Genomic DNA, 14,418 nt, shown 5'->3' with positions numbered 1-14,418 from the left:
CCTAGTCGCGATCGGTGAGGTTCATCACCGCGACGCACATGCCGAAGGTGCCGAACAGAAGCGCGGTGTGGCCGAAGAACAGTGCGGTCAGGACCGCGTCATGCTTGCTCGCGGCCAGAAGCCGCGCCACTTCGCCAAGGTCGGACCACAGGATCGCCAGACCTACGGCAAGCCCCAGCACCGCGCCGTCGACGAAGCGCGAGAGCAGGAAATGGATCAGGCGGGGTACCTTGAGGCGTGGCATCGGACTTCCTTTTCCGACCAACCGGGACCCGGGGGATTTGTTCCGGGGAACAACAAGGCGCTGAAGGGGTTGAGGTGAGGTAGGCCGGAGATCCCTCCGGCCCTGATGGAAGGAGATCTTGCAATGGATCATACCACCCACACCCGGCTGAGCCCGGCGGAACTGACCGAATCCAATCTGGTCGGCGCCACGATTTACGGCGCCGATGATGAGAAGGTCGGCACCATCTCGCACCTGCACCATTCCGGCGCAGTCCCGCAGGCGGTGGTGGATGTCGGGGGCTTCCTTGGCATTGGATCGAAGCCGGTCCTCGTTGGTCTGGGCGAGCTGAACATGATGCGCGACCACACCGGATCGGTCCACGGGATGACGTCCTGGACCAAGGACCAGCTGAAGAACTTCCCGGAACACCGGCACTGACAGGCAAGGCCCGGGCCGCTGCGGCAGGCCCGGGCCGCCGCCGCTTGGGGAACCTTTCGCCCTGGGGCGCGTTAACGTTGGCACTGGCGGTCCCGTACCCCGTGCAGAAAGGATCCCGACATGCCAGACCTATTCCTCGGCCGTCCCGAGACCCCCGACCTGCCCCCTACCGGGCCCGATCTGCCGGTACCCGGAGACCCGGTGCAACCGGACGTGCAACCCGATCCGATGCCCGATCCGCAGCCGATACCGACGCAGGACCCGCAGCAGACCCCTCCTGGCGAAATCACGCCTCCAATACATGGGTAAAGCGGCCAGGGATTGTTCCCGGCCAGAAGCAGGCGGTCAGACCTGGCTGCCTGCCTTGCGCTTGGCGCGGAGGGTCCGATCAAGTTCATGCGCGAGGTCGCGAATCGAATCCGGCACCGGCTCGGCCTTCACCTCGTCCAGAATCCGAGCCGCAGCGGCGGAGATGTCTGATTCCTTCTTGGACTCTGGTCCCGAATCCTGCGGCATTTCGTATCTCCGGCTATCCCGCTGCACAGTGTATCCTACCGGATCGGTTCACACGACGACCAAATTTGGTCATTTCCGTGAAAGTGATCCCCTAGGAGTTGTGCAGCCGATGCTTTTGACCAATGGTAGCGTTGCGCCGGGATCCTTCCACCAGGAAATCTGCAACCGGATGCAAAATTCGCGGATTGCAGGCAGCTGCCGCCCGACGCTTCGTGCTCTGGCAAAGCGAAAAAAGTTCTGCAAAACTGTGTATATCAGTGTCATCAGTCACGTGTTGGTTGCAGGGGAATGGCATGTCCCAAGGCTTACGGGCCGCACATGCCCAAGTCCAAACTATCTCGATGGAGATGCGCCATGCGAAACAATCTGAGCGGGAAACGTGTTTTGGTGGTCGAGGACAATTACATTCTGGCAATGGAGCTTGCCGATGAGCTGGAGGCCGCCAATGCGGTGGTCGTCGGCCCGTGCAGCAACCTCAGCGATGCCAGCCTGCAGGTGGCGCACAGCGATCTTGCGGTGCTGGACGTGAACCTGAGCGGCCAGAACACCTTTCACCTGGCCGACCGGCTGCAGGCGCTGGACGTGCCCTATGTCTTCTTCACAGGCTATGACAAGGAAGTGTTGCCGGAACGCTTTGCCGGTGTCGACTGCATCACCAAGCCGCTTCCGCCTTCGACCGTGGTGCGCCAGCTCGACATCCGATCGCGCGAGATCGACAGCGGAAACATCATCGATCTGATCCCGATGCTGCGCGCCCGGGCCCGCAGTTTCCTGGCCGATCCGCAGGCGGCCGACCGGCTGTTGGAGATGACGCTTCAAAGCGCAATCGACGATCCGGCACCCATGCCATCGGGGGCCGCCGTCGCGCCTTGGTTGATCCATCTGATGGACGACCTCATGCAATATGGCAGCCGCCACTTCATGAACTGACCCAAATCCGGGAACAAACCCGCGGACTGACGGTTCACCTTTCACAGGCGATATTCTGGCCAAGCGCCGGCTGCACCCTTTGCGGCCTGACGGCCATCGCGCAATGAGAGAGAGGACTACCCCATGAAACATGCACTTCTTGCCGTGCCCGCCGTGGCCCTGTTTGCCGCTGGCGCCCTGGCCCAGACGGACACGACGACGGGCGCCACGACGGGCACCGATGCCAGCACGACGGCTGGCGCCGATGCCCAGACCTACGGCACCAACTGGCCGCTGTCGGTCGGGACGACCTTCTTTACCGACGCGGAAAGCAGCACCCTGCGGACCACCGAGGAGATGACGGGTGGGTGGCAGTCGCTGTCGCAGGAAGACCGCGACATGATCAAGGCCGACTGCGTGACCTTCATGGCTGCGCATGGTGATGCGGCGACGGGCACCTCGACGGATGCCTCGACCAGCACCGCGACCGACACGACGGCAGGTGCCTCGACTGACACCGGTGCGGCGGCTTCGACCGATACCACCGCAGGGGCGTCCACCGACACCGGTGCGGCAGCGTCAACCGACACTACCGCTGGCGCTGCGACCGAAACCGGTGCGGCGGCCTCGACCGACACCACCGCTGGCGCTTCGACCGACACCACGGCGACCGACACCACTTCGACTGGCACCGCGTCGACCGAGGGAACCATTGCGACCGCAGTGGGTTATGACCTTACGGAGATGAAGGCCATCTGCGAGGCGGTCGGCACTCTCTGACGTCTATCCATCCACTGTCGGCAGACTTGCCGATAGTACTGAACAACCGACTGGGCAGACGTCCCTCTTGCCCAGTCGGCACCGGTGGTTGCGGGCGTAAGCTCTGCGACCACCGGTTTTTTTGTGCCTGAGCAACGCTTGGCCGATCCGGAAGGTCGGCCTGCAGCGGCCCCCTCGCTTTGGAACATTCAAGTGAAACCCCGGTTGAATCCCTGTCCGTAAAGGATGTCCCGCAACGACGGGAAGTTCTGATGGCGACCAACTGGAGAGAACAATGGCACAGAAATACGAAGACGATGATTACGACCGCGGTGGTCAGAGCGGTCGCAGCCGCTCCTCTGCCAGCCGCGGGGGCTATGAGGACGACATGGAGCGCGGCTATGGCCGGCGCGGCGGGTTGAGCTCTTCCCGCGGGTCGTCCGGTTCCTCCCGTCAGGAGGATGACGACGATTACGGCAGCTCGCGCGCCGACTGGTCCGAAAGCGGCAGCCGCAGCGGTTCGCAAGGTCGTGGCCGGGGCGAAGGCCTTTATGCCGGTCAGGGCTATGGTGGCGAAAGCGGCCAGGGCTACGGTCAGGGTGGCTATGGCGGAGGCCAGGGCGGCTATGGCCAGAGCGGTGGCTACGGCCAAGGCGGCATGAGCGGCCAAGGTGGCTATGGGCAGGGCGGCCACGGCGGAAGCCAGGGCGGCTACGGCCAGGGCGGCATGAGCGGCCAGGGCGGTTACGGCGGAAGCCAAGGTGGCTATGGCCAGGGCGGAATGGGCGGCTTTGGTCAGGGCGGTTATGGCGGAAGCCAGGGCGGCTATGGTCAGGGCGGCATGAGCGGCCAGGGTGGCTACGGCGGAAGCCAAGGCGGCATGGGCGGCTCGCAGGGCAGCAGCGGCCAGGGCGGTTCGGGCCATGACCCGCACTACCACACCTGGCGCGAGCGGCAGATGCAGTCGCACGACGAGGACTATCAGGCGTTCAACCAGGAGCGCCAGAAGAAGTTCGAAAGCGAGTTCGAAGAGTGGCGGAAGAACCGCAGCTCGCGTTCCGGCGGTGGTTCCGGTTCGGCCTCGGGGTCGGGCTCCGGCTCGCAGGGCGGTAGCGGATCCAGCATGAGCGGCAGCTCGGGCTCCGGCTCTGAAAGCGGGTCTTCGTCCAAGAAAAGCTGACCCATGCTTCAAACACCGGCTGGTACCCCCAGCCGGTGTTTTTCTTTCAGGATGAACGGGATGCGGGAACTTTGGGAACAATCTGGCCCGGCCCCGGTTCCAAATACAGCGCGCGGCAGTACCGCCGCACCAGCAGCAACGGAGATGCAGCATGGACAGGAATTCGAATGAACGGGAGCGTGACGAGTTTGGCCGGTTTGTAAGCGAGGACGACGACCGCGGCGGGCGTTCGTCGCGTGGCAGCAGCCGGTCCTCGTCGCGGGATGACGACGATGATCGCCGCAGCTCGAGCAGCAGCCGTGGTGGTCAGAGCAACAACAACAACAACAACAACAGCAACGACCGCGAGCGCGACCGTTTCGGCCGCTTCATGAGCGAGGACGATGACCGCGGCGGGCGTTCGTCCGGCGGTGGTCGTGGTGGCCGCGACGATGACGATGACCGTGGCGGACGTTCCGGCGGTTCCTCGTCGGGCGGTGGCCGGTCTTCGAGCAGCGGACGTGGCGGCAGCGACGACCGCGAGCGTGACCGTTTCGGCCGGTTCATGAGCGAAGACGATGATCGCGGCGGGCGTTCCGGCGGGTCGTCGTCGGGTGGTGGCCGGTCTTCAGGCGGCGGGTCTTCGAGCGGCGGACGTGGCGGCAGCGACGACCGCGAGCGTGACCGTTTCGGCCGGTTCATGAGCGAAGACGATGATCGCGGCGGACGTTCCGGCGGGTCGTCGTCGGGCGGTGGCCGGTCTTCGGGCGGGTCATCGGGCGGCGGACGTGGCGGCAGCAGCGATGACCGCGAGCGTGACCGCTTCGGCCGGTTCATGAGCGATGACGATGATCGTGGCGGGCGTTCCGGCGGGTCTTCGTCGGGCGGTGGCCGGTCGTCCGGTGGCGGGCGTGGCGGCAGCGATGACCGCGAGCGTGACCGCTTTGGCCGGTTCATGAGTGACGACGACGATCGGGGCGGACGCTCCGGCGGGTCGTCGGGCGGTGGTCGTTCCTCATCGCGCGATGATGACGATGACCGTCGCTCCGGCGGTGGGCGTTCGTCGCGCGGTGGCGATGACGGGCGCGGCTGGTTCGGCGACTCCGAAGGCCATGCCGAGGCGGCCCGCAAGGGCTGGGAAACCCGCGATGAAGATGATCGTGGTGGCCGGTCTTCGGGCGGTCGGTCCTCCTCGTCGCGCGATGACGATGACCGCCGTTCGGGTGGTGGCCGCTCGTCCGGCGGCTCGTCCGGTGGACGTGGCGGCAGCGATGACCGCGAGCGTGACCGGTTCGGCCGGTTCATGAGCGACGACGATGACCGTGGCGGGCGTTCCGGCGGGTCCTCGTCGGGTGGTGGTCGTTCCTCGTCGCGCGATGATGACGATGATCGTCGGTCGGGCGGCGGGCGTTCGTCGCGCGGTGGCGATGACGGGCGCGGCTGGTTCGGCGATGCCGAAGGCCATGCCGAAGCGGCCCGCAAGGGCTGGGAGACCCGCGATGACGACGACCGTGGTGGTCGTTCCTCGGGCGGTCGCTCCTCGTCGCGTTCCGACGACGATGACCGGCGCAGCAGCTCGCGCTCGTCCTCGTCGCGCGGTGGCAGCGACCGCTGATCCAAGACCGATACTGGCCCCGGCAGTGCGCTGCCGGGGCCAATTTCATGTGCAAACCCTTTGCGAGGAGCCCGAGGAATGAAGACCCAGCTGCAGAACGGAACCGATGGCGGACCGGCCGAAGTACACCAGACCGCCGCGACCGGCGGTGAAGTGCTAACGACCTCGCAAGGGGTGGCGATTGCCGACAACCAGAACAGCCTGAAGGCCGGCGTGCGCGGCCCGACGCTGCTGGAAGACTTCGTCTTGCGCGACAAGATCTTCCACTTCGACCACGAGCGTATTCCGGAACGGGTCGTCCACGCCCGGGGCTTCGGGGCGCATGGCACCTTCGAGTGCACCCGTGACCTGTCCGACATCACCCGCGCCGCCCCGTTCCAGAAGGTCGGCAAGCTGACCGAGACCTTTGTGCGGTTCTCGACCGTGGCAGGGAACAAGGGCTCGCCGGATCTTGCCCGCGACGTGCGCGGCTTTGCCGTCAAGTTCTACACCGACGAAGGCAACTGGGACCTTGTCGGCAACAACATCCCGGTCTTCTTCATCCAGGACTCGATGAAGTTCCCCGACCTCGTGCACGCGGTGAAGGACGAGCCGGACCGTGGCTTTCCGCAGGCCTCGTCGGCGCATGACAACTTCTGGGACTTCATCTCGCTGACGCCGGAATCGATGCACATGATCATGTGGCAGATGTCCGACCGCACCATCCCCCGGTCCTTCCGGACCATCGAGGGGTTCGGGGTCCACACCTTCCGGCTGGTGAACACGGCGGGAGAGGCGACCTTCGTCAAGTTCCACTGGAAACCCCGGCAGGGTTTGCAGTCGGTGCTCTGGGATGAGGCGGTGAAGATAAACGGTGCCGATCCCGACCACCACCGCCGCGACCTGTGGGAGGCGCTGACCACCGGTGACCATCCGCAGTGGGATCTGTGCCTGCAGATGTTCGACCAGGACTTCGCCGACAGCTTCGACTTCGACGTGCTGGACCCGACGAAGATCATCCCGGAAGAGCTGATCCCGGTCGAGCCGGTGGGCACCCTGACCCTGGACCGCGCCGTCGACAACTTCTTCGAGTTCACCGAGCAGGTCGCCTTCTGCACCCAGCACGTGATCCCCGGCATCGACTTCACCGAGGACCCTTTGCTGCAGGGCCGCAATTTCAGCTACCTCGACACCCAGCTCAAGCGGCTGGGCAGCCCGAACTTCAGCCAGCTGGAAGTGAACAAGCCGCGTGGCTGTCCGATGAACAACTTCCAGCAGGACGGGCACATGCGGAGAGATAACCGCAAGGGCCGCGTCAACTATGAGCCCAACGGGTTCGAGGAAGGCCCGCGCGAGGACCCGCTGGCGGGTTATGTCAGCTACCGCGCGCCGGTCGAGGGGACCAAGGTGCGCCTGCGGCCGGAAAGCTTTGCCGACCACTACAGCCAGGCGCGGCAGTTCTACCTCAGCCAGACCCCGATCGAGCAGGAGCACATCCGCAGTGCGCTGTCCTTCGAACTCGGACGGTGCGAACTGGCGCGGGTCCGCCGTGCGATGGTCGGCCACCTGCGCAATATCGACGAAGAGCTGGCGCAAGGCGTCGCGCATGGGTTGGGGATGCCCGAACTGCCGCCGCCCGCCACGGCGGCACAGCCAACTCAGGACCTGCCCCCCTCGGACGCGCTGAGCATCCTGAAGAACGGCCCGATGAGCTTTGAAGGCCGTGTCATGGGTGTGCTGATCGCGGACGGGTTCGACGGCACGCTTCTGGACCGGCTGGCGGGCGCGGTGATGCAGGTGGGCGGCAAGATCAAGCTGATCGCGCCGCGCATCTATGGTGCGTTGGACGACCGGGGCGACCTGCGCGAGGCGCATTTCCCGGTGGCAGGCGGGCCTTCGGTGCTGTTTGACGCCGTGGCAGTCCTGGTCGGCCCCGAGGGCGAGGCGCAGATCGCGGCCATGCCCGAAGCGCAGAACTTCCTGCGCGACGCGTTTGCCCACGGGAAGTTCATCGGCCACGCGATGGCGGGTGAGCTGTTCAAGGCGGCTGGGTTGGAGGGCAAGGCAGACGACGGCTGCTTTGACCTGGGCCTCGTCGACGACGGCGAGACGGTGGATGCCTTTGTCGAATGCTGCAAGCTGCTGCGGCACTGGACGCGCGCCGGACTGGCCAAGACGGCGCCCTGAACGGGCGACACTTCGCAATCCAGAAAGGAAACTGAATGCGGACTTTGACGACGATTGCCCTGATCCTGCTGATTGTCGGCGGATTGAACTGGCTGGCCGTGGGCGCGGCCCAGACTGATCTTGTGGCGCTGCTTTTCGGCGGCCAGGATTCTCCTCTGGCCCGGATCGTTTACGTTCTGGTGGGAATTTCCGCGCTGATCGTGCTGTTCGCACTGCCCCGGCTGGTGTCGGACCATCGCGATCACCTGGGGGTGCCTCCGGTCCACCGGCCGTGATCCAGGAGCAGCGAAAAGGGGCCCGCCTGGCGGGCCCCTTTCCATATCGAACGGTGGTGCAGATATGGCACATCCAGCACGAGTTCGATCCGAGCAGGAACACCACCCCCAGCCCCGGGTTGGGTCTTTGAGACGGCTCACGGGGTACAGGCCCGGTGCAGGTCGCCGTCGTTCAGGAAAGGACTTGATATGACCAAAACACTCGCGCTCGCAGGGGCCAGCCTTCTGGCGCTTTGCGCTGCTACTGCCACCGCCCAGACTGAGATCACCGGGTTCGATGACATCGACGACCGCATCACCGATCTTGAGGAAGCCGCCACGGACGAGATCGAGCGCGGCGATGACCGCTTTCGCTATGGCAATCCCGAAGAACAGCAGGGCTTCTCTGGCTCGGCCTCGCTGGCCTATTCGGGCAAGACTGGGACCACCGAGTCCCAGGAACTGAGCGTCAGCACCCGGTTGCGCTATGCGACCGGCCCTTGGGTGCAGACGCTGGGCATAGCGCTGGACTTTGCCGAGGCTGAAGGCGTGCGGGACAAGGAAGATACGTTGATCGTCTATGACGCCAACTATTACTTCGACGACCGTTTCTACGCCTTCGTCCTTGGCCGAGCCGAGATCAACGGGCTGGCGATGGGAGACGACATCGAGACGGATGCCTTCATCGGGGTCGGTCCGGGCTACCGGGTCATCAACGAGGAAGACATGACCTGGCGCGTCCAGGCTGGCGTTGGCATCAGCTACCTGCGCGAGGGCGATGGCGACAGCGACACGGACGAGGGCGTGATCGCCAGCTCGCGCTTCTTCTACCGCTTCTCGCCCGATGTGTTCATGACCAACGACACCGATGTGCTGAATTCGGGTGACACGTTGCGGGTGAACAATGATCTGGGTGTCAGCTTCCAGATGACGGACGTGATGTCGACCCGACTGAGCTATGTCACTGACTACAACGAGGGACGCGAGATCCGGACCGACAACCGGGTCAGCCTGGCCATCGTTTACGGCTTCTAATACCTGCGGGGGGCGGCCTTGGTCGCCCCTTTCCGTCAGGCCGCGGCGGGAGCCACGACCGCTTCGGCGGGGGCGGTCAGGCGACAGACAAGGCCCGCCGGGTCATGGATGATTTCGACCGTGCCGCCCGTCTGCGCCGACAGGGCGTGCTTGATGACCTTGGACCCAAAGCCGGTGCGCTCGGGCCGGGTCACGGGCGGGCCGCCATGTTCGGTCCATTGCAGCGTGAAGTCCTGGCCTTTGTCCGACGGCTGCAACTGCCATTCGATCAGGATCTTGCCGGTGTCATTGCTGAGGGCGCCGTATTTCACCGCGTTGGTGCAAAGCTCGTGGATCGACATGCCGATGGCGGTGGCGACGTTGCCCTTGACCACAAGGTCTGGACCCTTCGTCTCGACCCGGTCGTGGGTGGTGCCGATGAAAGTGGCGACGCCGTTGCTGATCAGATGCCGCAGCGAGGTGCTTTTCCAGCCGGATTGCTTCAAAAGCCGGTTCGCCTCGCTGATGGCGTGCAGCCGGTCCGAAAAGACGCGCAGCGCCGTGTCATTGCCGGTGTCCGCAAAGGTTTGGCGGGCAACGGCCTGGATTGTCGCCAACAGGTTCTTCTCGCGGTGTTCCAGTTCGTCCCGCATGAGGTCGCGGGCTTCGTCGGCCTTTTGCCGGGCTTCACGGTTGGCGATGACCTCGGACAGGAAGGCGTCCAGCGCCGCACCCGCTTCGCCGATTTCGCCGTTGTCCTCGCTCATCCCGGTTCGGGCCGCAGTGTTGCCGCGTCTCCAGGCGGTGATCGTCTCGATCAGCGCCCCCACCGGCTGGGCTATGAAGACGCGCGCGGTATAAAGCGCCAGCATCGCCACCAGCACGGTGCCCAGAACCGCAAGGCCCAGCGCCTGAAGCACCACCGAACGCAGTGTCGCAAGCCCCTCTTCGATCGAATATCCAGCGCTTATGTACAGGCCCGAGGAATTCACCGCCGGCGGGTAATATCCAAGGATGCGCGGCGTGCCATCCCGGCTGACCATTTCCATCGAACCCGGGGTGGTTTCTTCAAGCAAGGGCATGAATTCCGGTCGGATCTTGGTGCCGACAAAGGTCTCCGGGTCCGGCACCCGCGCCAGCACCGTGCCGCTGCGGTCCACAATGGTCAACGAGTTGCCCGGGGACATCGATCGCGCCTGCAACCTTTCTTCCATCCAGGCAAGGTCAACAAGCGCCAACGCGATGCCGGAGGCGCCATTGCCCCCCCCGCCGATGCGTAAAGCGACTGGGAGGCGCTCTGCCCCGTCTTTGGCATCCTTCTGGTAGGTGCCGGACACCAGGTTCTCGGTCGTGGTCTCTGCCAGGAGGTCCTTTGAGACGAGGTCCAGATGCTCTGCCGTGGACGAGCCGCAGCGCAGGCTGCCGTCCGCGTTCAGGATGTAAAGTTCCGAAGCGAAAGGAACTGCCTTCACGGTGTCCGCCAGAAGTGCCGAACAGGCGGGACCATTCGCGTTCCGCACGACCGGCGCCGCGGCAAGGGTCCGCAGCACGCTTTCCAGACCCGCAAAGGTCTGCTCGACTTCCAGCGACACAAGCTCGGCCGTGCGCATCGCATCGCCGTGGAGTTCGGTGATGCGGTCGCGCTGAATCGTGATGATATTGGCGATCGCAATTGCCACGGCGGGCAAAAGGGCGACGGCCGTTACGACGAACAGACGGGACGAAAGCGACTTTAGCCGCATAGCTCGCCTCCCTTTTGTTATTGGGGTCAGTTTCACAACATTTGGCGGCTGATCAAGCTAAACCTCCGCCATAAGCGGCGCGGAAATCGACAACCTGACGTTGCCACGTGGGAAGGTTTGGCTCGCGACGTTCCGGCTTTGATGGATTCTTGCCCAGCAAGCCCAATTTTTCATCACAGGGGCGGGTTCGGTCAACGCAGGTCACCTTCGGGACCGGATCGCGAAAGACCGCAGGGCTGCAAGCACGTAGCTCTGGGGCGAAACCGCAGAAGGCCCACATGACTGCCTGTCCCGCCCTGCTTCCGGAACGCAGCAAAGGCGCTGCCCGCCTGTCCTTTCGCAGGACCGGGGCCTGGACGCGTCTGGCCGGCCTGCACCAGTCGGGTTCGGCCAAGGCTTTCGTGCACCCGACGGCCTTGGGACCCGAGGTGGTTTTCCTGAATACCTCCGGCGGGATGACCGGCGGCGACAGGCTTGCCTTCGGGCTGACGCTGGAGGCTGGTTGCCGGGTCACCGCCACCACCCAGACCGCCGAGCGCGCCTATCGCAGCAACGATGGCGTGGCGCGTGTCCTGATCGACCACGAGGTCGGGGCGGGCGGTCACCTGGACTGGCTGCCGCAAGAGACGATCCTGTTCGATCATTCCGCGCTGGACCGCGCCACCACCATCACCCTGGGCAAGGGTGCCTCCTGCCTGCTGATGGAGGCCGTCTTGCTGGGGCGCGCCGCGATGGGCGAGACGGTCCGGACCCTGAGCCTGACCGACCGCCGCAAGGTGCTGCGCGAGGGGACCCCCGTGCTTTACGAGCCGCTGCGGCTGACCGATGCGGCGCTGGTCGCCGGGACAGGCGTGTTGCAGGGCGCGCGGGCCTTCGCCTCGCTGGCCCTGGTCGGGCAGGGCGCAGAGGCGGCTTTGTCCGCGGTGGGTGCGGTTCTGGACGAACCCGGCGTCATTGCCGGGGCGTCGGGCTTCGATGGCAAACTGACGGTTCGGTTGATGGCGGCGGATGGCTGGCCCTTGCGGCGGCAGATCCTGCGGCTTCTTGCGGTCCTGCGCGATGCGCCGGTGCCGCGCGTCTGGCAGATGTAAGGAATATGAGATGAACCTGACCCCGCGCGAACGGGAAAAGCTGTTGGTCAGCGTCGCGGCGATGGTCGCCCGCGGTCGCCTGGCGCGTGGCGTCAAGCTGAACCACCCCGAGGCCGTGGCGCTGATCACCGACTTTGTCGTCGAAGGCGCCCGCGATGGCCGTTCGGTCGCAGACCTCATGGAGGCGGGCGCGCATGTCATCACCGCCGACCAGTGCATGTCCGGCATCCCCGAGATGATCCATTCGGTCCAGGTCGAAGCCACGTTTCCCGATGGGACCAAGCTGGTCACCGTCCACCACCCGATCCGCTGAGAGGTCCGTTCCATGAAGAAGCTCTGCACCGCTTTCGCCCTGGCGCCGTCCGCGGTACTTGCCCATCCCGGCGACCATCACGCCACGGGACTCCCCCACCTGCTGACCGAGCCCGACCACCTGGCGATGATCGCCGTCGTCGTGGGCGTTCTGGGCTATGCGCTATACCGCTGGGCGCGGTCATGATTCCGGGCGAAATCCTTGCCGCCGAGGGCGACATCGAGTTGAACGCGGGCCAGCCCGTCACCGTGCTGATGGTGGCCAATACGGGCGACCGTCCGGTGCAGGTCGGCAGCCACTACCACTTTGCCGAAACGAACGGCGCGCTGTCGTTCGACCGGGATGCGGCGCGGGGCCAGCGGCTGGACATTGCGGCCGGAACGGCAGTGCGCTTCGAGCCGGGGCAAAGCCGCGAAGTCCGGCTGGTGCCCTACGGCGGCGCGCGGGTGGTCTACGGGTTCAATCAGCAGGTGATGGGGCCCTTGGGATGATGCTTGACGTGACGGGCAGGCTGGGCGGACGGTGGGATTTCCTGCAACCGGAGATAGAATCCCATGTGTGACGCCTGCCTGATCGAGAACATCAAGTCTTCCATGCTGTCCCGCCGTGCGCTTTTTACCGGGGCTGCTGTCACGACCGCCGCCGTGGTCGCCACCGGCCTGACCACCGCGAAGCCCGCGCTTGCCCAGGCGTCGGGGAAGGTCGTGGACCTGACCCACGCCTATGACGGCGCCTTCCCGACCTTCGATGGCAATCCGGGCATCCTTTACGAGCCCGCCGTGAAGTTCGAGGGCAACGGCTACCAGCTGTGGAAGCTCACGATCTATGAGCACACCGGCACCCACATCGACGCGCCCCTGCACTTCACTGAGGACGGCACTTCTGTTGCCGATCTTGCGCCCGAGAAACTGGTCTGCCCGCTTTGTGTGCTGGACCTGACCGCCAAGGCCGCCGAAGATCCGAACGCGATGGTGGAACCCGCCGATATCGAGACCTGGGTCTCTGCCAACGGCGACATCCCCGCCGGGTCATGCGTGGCGATGCACTCCGGCTGGGCCGCCAAGGTCGCCGATCCCTCGTTCCGCAACACGCCCGATGGCAAGCTGGCCTTCCCCGGCTTTTCCAAGGCCGCGACGGACATGCTGGCCGGGCTGGACGTGGCCTGCATCGGGGTCGACACCCTTTCGCTGGACCCCGGCAATTCGCCCGATTTTGCCGTGCATTTCTCGTGGCTTCCCGGCGGCCGCTTCGGGATCGAGAACATGGCGAACCTTGACCAGTTGCCCCCCACCGGAGCGACCGTGTTCATCGGCGCGCCGAAGCACAAACAGGGCACCGGCGGACCGGCCCGCGTGATGGCGGTGGTCTGATGCCGGTCGTTTCGCTTCTGAACGACGGGGAGGCGGGGGCGGAAGCCCTCGCTGTCTTCGACGACATCCGCGCCAAGCGGCAGACGGACTACGTCAACAACTTCTGGCGCGCTCTGGCGCATGACCCGGCCACGCTGAAAGCCACGTGGGACCGTGTGCAAACCGTCATGTCCCCCGGCGCGCTGGACCCCTTGGTGAAGGAACTGATCTACGTCGCCGTCTCCACCGCCAACGGCTGCGACTACTGCGTCCACTCCCACACGGCCGCCGCAAGGGCCAAGGGCATGACCCCCGCCATGCATGGCGAGCTTCTGGCGGTCATTGCTATGGCCAGCCAGACCAATGCCCTGGCCACCGCGCTGTCGATCCCGGTCGATGAAAGGTTCAAGGCATGACTGATCCCGACGGACACCAAGAAGTGACCGGCGCTCGCAGCATGTCCGCCATCATACGGCGTTACCCCTTTGCCCGTCCGCCCGCCGCCACCACGGCGCGGGTTGGTGACTGGTTCAAGGAGAGAGCGCAATGTACCCGATAATGACCCCGACCCAGATGATCGACCTGTCGATGAAGACGGGCATGATGCTGGTGGAAGCGCAGATGGTGATCGGCATGCGGATGATGGGCATGGCCGGTTTCTGGCGTGTCCTGCCCAGCGAGAACGCCCGCATGTCGTCCGAGAAGGTCTCGGCCGTCAGCGCCTCGGCCTTTGCCACGTCGCGAGCCATCATGTCGGGCAAGTCCCCCGCCCTGATCGCCGAAGCCGCGCTGCGGCCTGTCGCCCGCACCACAAAGTCCAACGTCAAGCGCCTGGCCCGTCGCGGCCCCGGCAAACCCTGAGGTCAC

General features: G+C 65.2%; 18 protein-coding genes. 15 read left to right on the top strand and 3 right to left on the bottom strand.

What is annotated here, in order from left to right; translation table 11 throughout:
• Position 1: 1 nt before the first annotated feature.
• Positions 2-244 carry a hypothetical protein gene (locus Q0C42_RS02630; protein ID WP_295071545.1) on the bottom strand — a complete coding sequence of 81 codons (243 nt, stop codon included), beginning with the start codon at positions 242-244 and terminating at the stop codon, positions 2-4.
• A 123-nt stretch (positions 245-367) separates the two neighbouring features.
• Between Q0C42_RS02630 and Q0C42_RS02625 the strand changes: the two genes are divergently transcribed.
• Positions 368-664, top strand: coding sequence for a PRC-barrel domain-containing protein (locus Q0C42_RS02625; protein WP_295071543.1), 297 nt, complete (start codon positions 368-370; stop codon positions 662-664).
• A 345-nt stretch (positions 665-1,009) separates the two neighbouring features.
• Here Q0C42_RS02625 and Q0C42_RS02620 read toward each other — a convergent pair whose 3' ends face one another.
• Entirely contained in the window at positions 1,010-1,180 is a 171-nt protein-coding gene (locus Q0C42_RS02620) for a hypothetical protein (protein WP_295071541.1), read from the bottom strand.
• Between the two features lie 354 nt (positions 1,181-1,534).
• Here Q0C42_RS02620 and Q0C42_RS02615 point away from each other — a divergent pair, with 354 nt between their 5' ends.
• The 7 genes from Q0C42_RS02615 to Q0C42_RS02585 all read left to right on the top strand — a co-directional run bounded on the left by Q0C42_RS02615 (position 1,535) and on the right by Q0C42_RS02585 (position 9,077).
• On the top strand, positions 1,535-2,110 hold the full coding sequence (locus Q0C42_RS02615; protein WP_295071538.1) for a response regulator: 576 nt from the start codon (positions 1,535-1,537) through the stop codon (positions 2,108-2,110).
• A gap of 123 nt (positions 2,111-2,233) precedes the next feature.
• Positions 2,234-2,869: a hypothetical protein gene (locus Q0C42_RS02610; RefSeq protein WP_295071535.1), complete on the top strand. Its 636-nt coding sequence runs from the start codon at positions 2,234-2,236 to the stop codon at positions 2,867-2,869.
• 274 nt (positions 2,870-3,143) lie between these two features.
• The gene (locus Q0C42_RS02605) at positions 3,144-4,028 is read left to right on the top strand and encodes a hypothetical protein (RefSeq protein WP_295071532.1); all 885 of its coding nucleotides are present in this window, start codon (positions 3,144-3,146) and stop codon (positions 4,026-4,028) included.
• Between the two features lie 370 nt (positions 4,029-4,398).
• Positions 4,399-5,622 (top strand): hypothetical protein, encoded by a 1,224-nt coding sequence (locus Q0C42_RS02600; RefSeq protein WP_295071530.1) that lies wholly within the window; start codon positions 4,399-4,401, stop codon positions 5,620-5,622.
• Positions 5,623-5,700: 78 nt separating this feature from the next.
• Positions 5,701-7,788 carry a catalase gene (locus tag Q0C42_RS02595; protein ID WP_295071527.1) on the top strand — a complete coding sequence of 696 codons (2,088 nt, stop codon included), beginning with the start codon at positions 5,701-5,703 and terminating at the stop codon, positions 7,786-7,788.
• A gap of 35 nt (positions 7,789-7,823) precedes the next feature.
• Positions 7,824-8,063 carry a DUF378 domain-containing protein gene (locus tag Q0C42_RS02590; RefSeq protein WP_295071524.1) on the top strand — a complete coding sequence of 80 codons (240 nt, stop codon included), beginning with the start codon at positions 7,824-7,826 and terminating at the stop codon, positions 8,061-8,063.
• 189 nt (positions 8,064-8,252) lie between these two features.
• Complete coding sequence (locus tag Q0C42_RS02585) at positions 8,253-9,077, top strand: DUF481 domain-containing protein (protein WP_295071521.1); 825 nt, start codon at positions 8,253-8,255, stop codon at positions 9,075-9,077.
• A 35-nt stretch (positions 9,078-9,112) separates the two neighbouring features.
• Here Q0C42_RS02585 and Q0C42_RS02580 read toward each other — a convergent pair whose 3' ends face one another.
• Positions 9,113-10,798 (bottom strand): HWE histidine kinase domain-containing protein, encoded by a 1,686-nt coding sequence (locus Q0C42_RS02580; RefSeq protein WP_295071518.1) that lies wholly within the window; start codon positions 10,796-10,798, stop codon positions 9,113-9,115.
• Positions 10,799-11,076: 278 nt separating this feature from the next.
• On the opposite strand from Q0C42_RS02580, the gene Q0C42_RS02575 reads away from it, so the two are divergent.
• The 7 genes from Q0C42_RS02575 (at position 11,077) to Q0C42_RS02545 (ending at position 14,412) form a co-directional block, all read left to right on the top strand.
• Positions 11,077-11,889, top strand: coding sequence for an urease accessory protein UreD (locus Q0C42_RS02575; protein ID WP_295071515.1), 813 nt, complete (start codon positions 11,077-11,079; stop codon positions 11,887-11,889).
• Positions 11,890-11,899: 10 nt separating this feature from the next.
• Entirely contained in the window at positions 11,900-12,202 is a 303-nt protein-coding gene (locus Q0C42_RS02570) for an urease subunit gamma (RefSeq protein WP_295071512.1), read from the top strand.
• Between the two features lie 12 nt (positions 12,203-12,214).
• Positions 12,215-12,388, top strand: a complete 174-nt coding sequence (locus tag Q0C42_RS02565) for a hypothetical protein (protein WP_295071509.1) — start codon at positions 12,215-12,217, stop codon at positions 12,386-12,388.
• Complete coding sequence (locus tag Q0C42_RS02560; RefSeq protein WP_295071507.1) at positions 12,385-12,693, top strand: urease subunit beta; 309 nt, start codon at positions 12,385-12,387, stop codon at positions 12,691-12,693. The genes Q0C42_RS02565 and Q0C42_RS02560 overlap by 4 nt, the downstream gene beginning before the upstream one ends.
• 63 nt (positions 12,694-12,756) lie before the next feature.
• The gene (locus tag Q0C42_RS02555) at positions 12,757-13,572 is read left to right on the top strand and encodes a cyclase family protein (protein ID WP_295071505.1); all 816 of its coding nucleotides are present in this window, start codon (positions 12,757-12,759) and stop codon (positions 13,570-13,572) included.
• Positions 13,572-13,967, top strand: coding sequence for a carboxymuconolactone decarboxylase family protein (locus tag Q0C42_RS02550; RefSeq protein ID WP_295071502.1), 396 nt, complete (start codon positions 13,572-13,574; stop codon positions 13,965-13,967). The genes Q0C42_RS02555 and Q0C42_RS02550 overlap by 1 nt, the downstream gene beginning before the upstream one ends.
• Positions 13,968-14,097: 130 nt before the next feature.
• On the top strand, positions 14,098-14,412 hold the full coding sequence (locus tag Q0C42_RS02545) for an antifreeze protein (RefSeq protein WP_295071500.1): 315 nt from the start codon (positions 14,098-14,100) through the stop codon (positions 14,410-14,412).
• The last annotated feature ends 6 nt before the right edge of the window (positions 14,413-14,418 follow it).

It is taken from the genome of Tabrizicola sp., from assembly GCF_022842145.1.
Taxonomy (GTDB): domain Bacteria; phylum Pseudomonadota; class Alphaproteobacteria; order Rhodobacterales; family Rhodobacteraceae; genus Tabrizicola.
Note: the sequence above shows the minus strand (reverse complement) of the source record. Positions and strands in the feature narration are given on the sequence as shown.

Excerpts from the sequence above, each read along its gene's own strand:
- Q0C42_RS02630 (WP_295071545.1), bottom strand. The coding sequence starts at position 244 with ATGCCACGCCTCAAGGTACCCCGCCTGATCCATTTCCTGCTCTCGCGC.
- Q0C42_RS02625 (WP_295071543.1), top strand. The coding sequence starts at position 368 with ATGGATCATACCACCCACACCCGGCTGAGCCCGGCGGAACTGACCGAA.
- Q0C42_RS02620 (WP_295071541.1), bottom strand. The coding sequence starts at position 1,180 with ATGCCGCAGGATTCGGGACCAGAGTCCAAGAAGGAATCAGACATCTCC.
- Q0C42_RS02615 (WP_295071538.1), top strand. The coding sequence starts at position 1,535 with ATGCGAAACAATCTGAGCGGGAAACGTGTTTTGGTGGTCGAGGACAAT.
- Q0C42_RS02610 (WP_295071535.1), top strand. The coding sequence starts at position 2,234 with ATGAAACATGCACTTCTTGCCGTGCCCGCCGTGGCCCTGTTTGCCGCT.
- Q0C42_RS02605 (WP_295071532.1), top strand. The coding sequence starts at position 3,144 with ATGGCACAGAAATACGAAGACGATGATTACGACCGCGGTGGTCAGAGC.
- Q0C42_RS02600 (WP_295071530.1), top strand. The coding sequence starts at position 4,399 with ATGAGCGAGGACGATGACCGCGGCGGGCGTTCGTCCGGCGGTGGTCGT.
- Q0C42_RS02595 (WP_295071527.1), top strand. The coding sequence starts at position 5,701 with ATGAAGACCCAGCTGCAGAACGGAACCGATGGCGGACCGGCCGAAGTA.
- Q0C42_RS02590 (WP_295071524.1), top strand. The coding sequence starts at position 7,824 with ATGCGGACTTTGACGACGATTGCCCTGATCCTGCTGATTGTCGGCGGA.
- Q0C42_RS02585 (WP_295071521.1), top strand. The coding sequence starts at position 8,253 with ATGACCAAAACACTCGCGCTCGCAGGGGCCAGCCTTCTGGCGCTTTGC.
- Q0C42_RS02580 (WP_295071518.1), bottom strand. The coding sequence starts at position 10,798 with ATGCGGCTAAAGTCGCTTTCGTCCCGTCTGTTCGTCGTAACGGCCGTC.
- Q0C42_RS02575 (WP_295071515.1), top strand. The coding sequence starts at position 11,077 with ATGACTGCCTGTCCCGCCCTGCTTCCGGAACGCAGCAAAGGCGCTGCC.
- Q0C42_RS02570 (WP_295071512.1), top strand. The coding sequence starts at position 11,900 with ATGAACCTGACCCCGCGCGAACGGGAAAAGCTGTTGGTCAGCGTCGCG.
- Q0C42_RS02565 (WP_295071509.1), top strand. The coding sequence starts at position 12,215 with ATGAAGAAGCTCTGCACCGCTTTCGCCCTGGCGCCGTCCGCGGTACTT.
- Q0C42_RS02560 (WP_295071507.1), top strand. The coding sequence starts at position 12,385 with ATGATTCCGGGCGAAATCCTTGCCGCCGAGGGCGACATCGAGTTGAAC.
- Q0C42_RS02555 (WP_295071505.1), top strand. The coding sequence starts at position 12,757 with ATGTGTGACGCCTGCCTGATCGAGAACATCAAGTCTTCCATGCTGTCC.
- Q0C42_RS02550 (WP_295071502.1), top strand. The coding sequence starts at position 13,572 with ATGCCGGTCGTTTCGCTTCTGAACGACGGGGAGGCGGGGGCGGAAGCC.
- Q0C42_RS02545 (WP_295071500.1), top strand. The coding sequence starts at position 14,098 with ATGTACCCGATAATGACCCCGACCCAGATGATCGACCTGTCGATGAAG.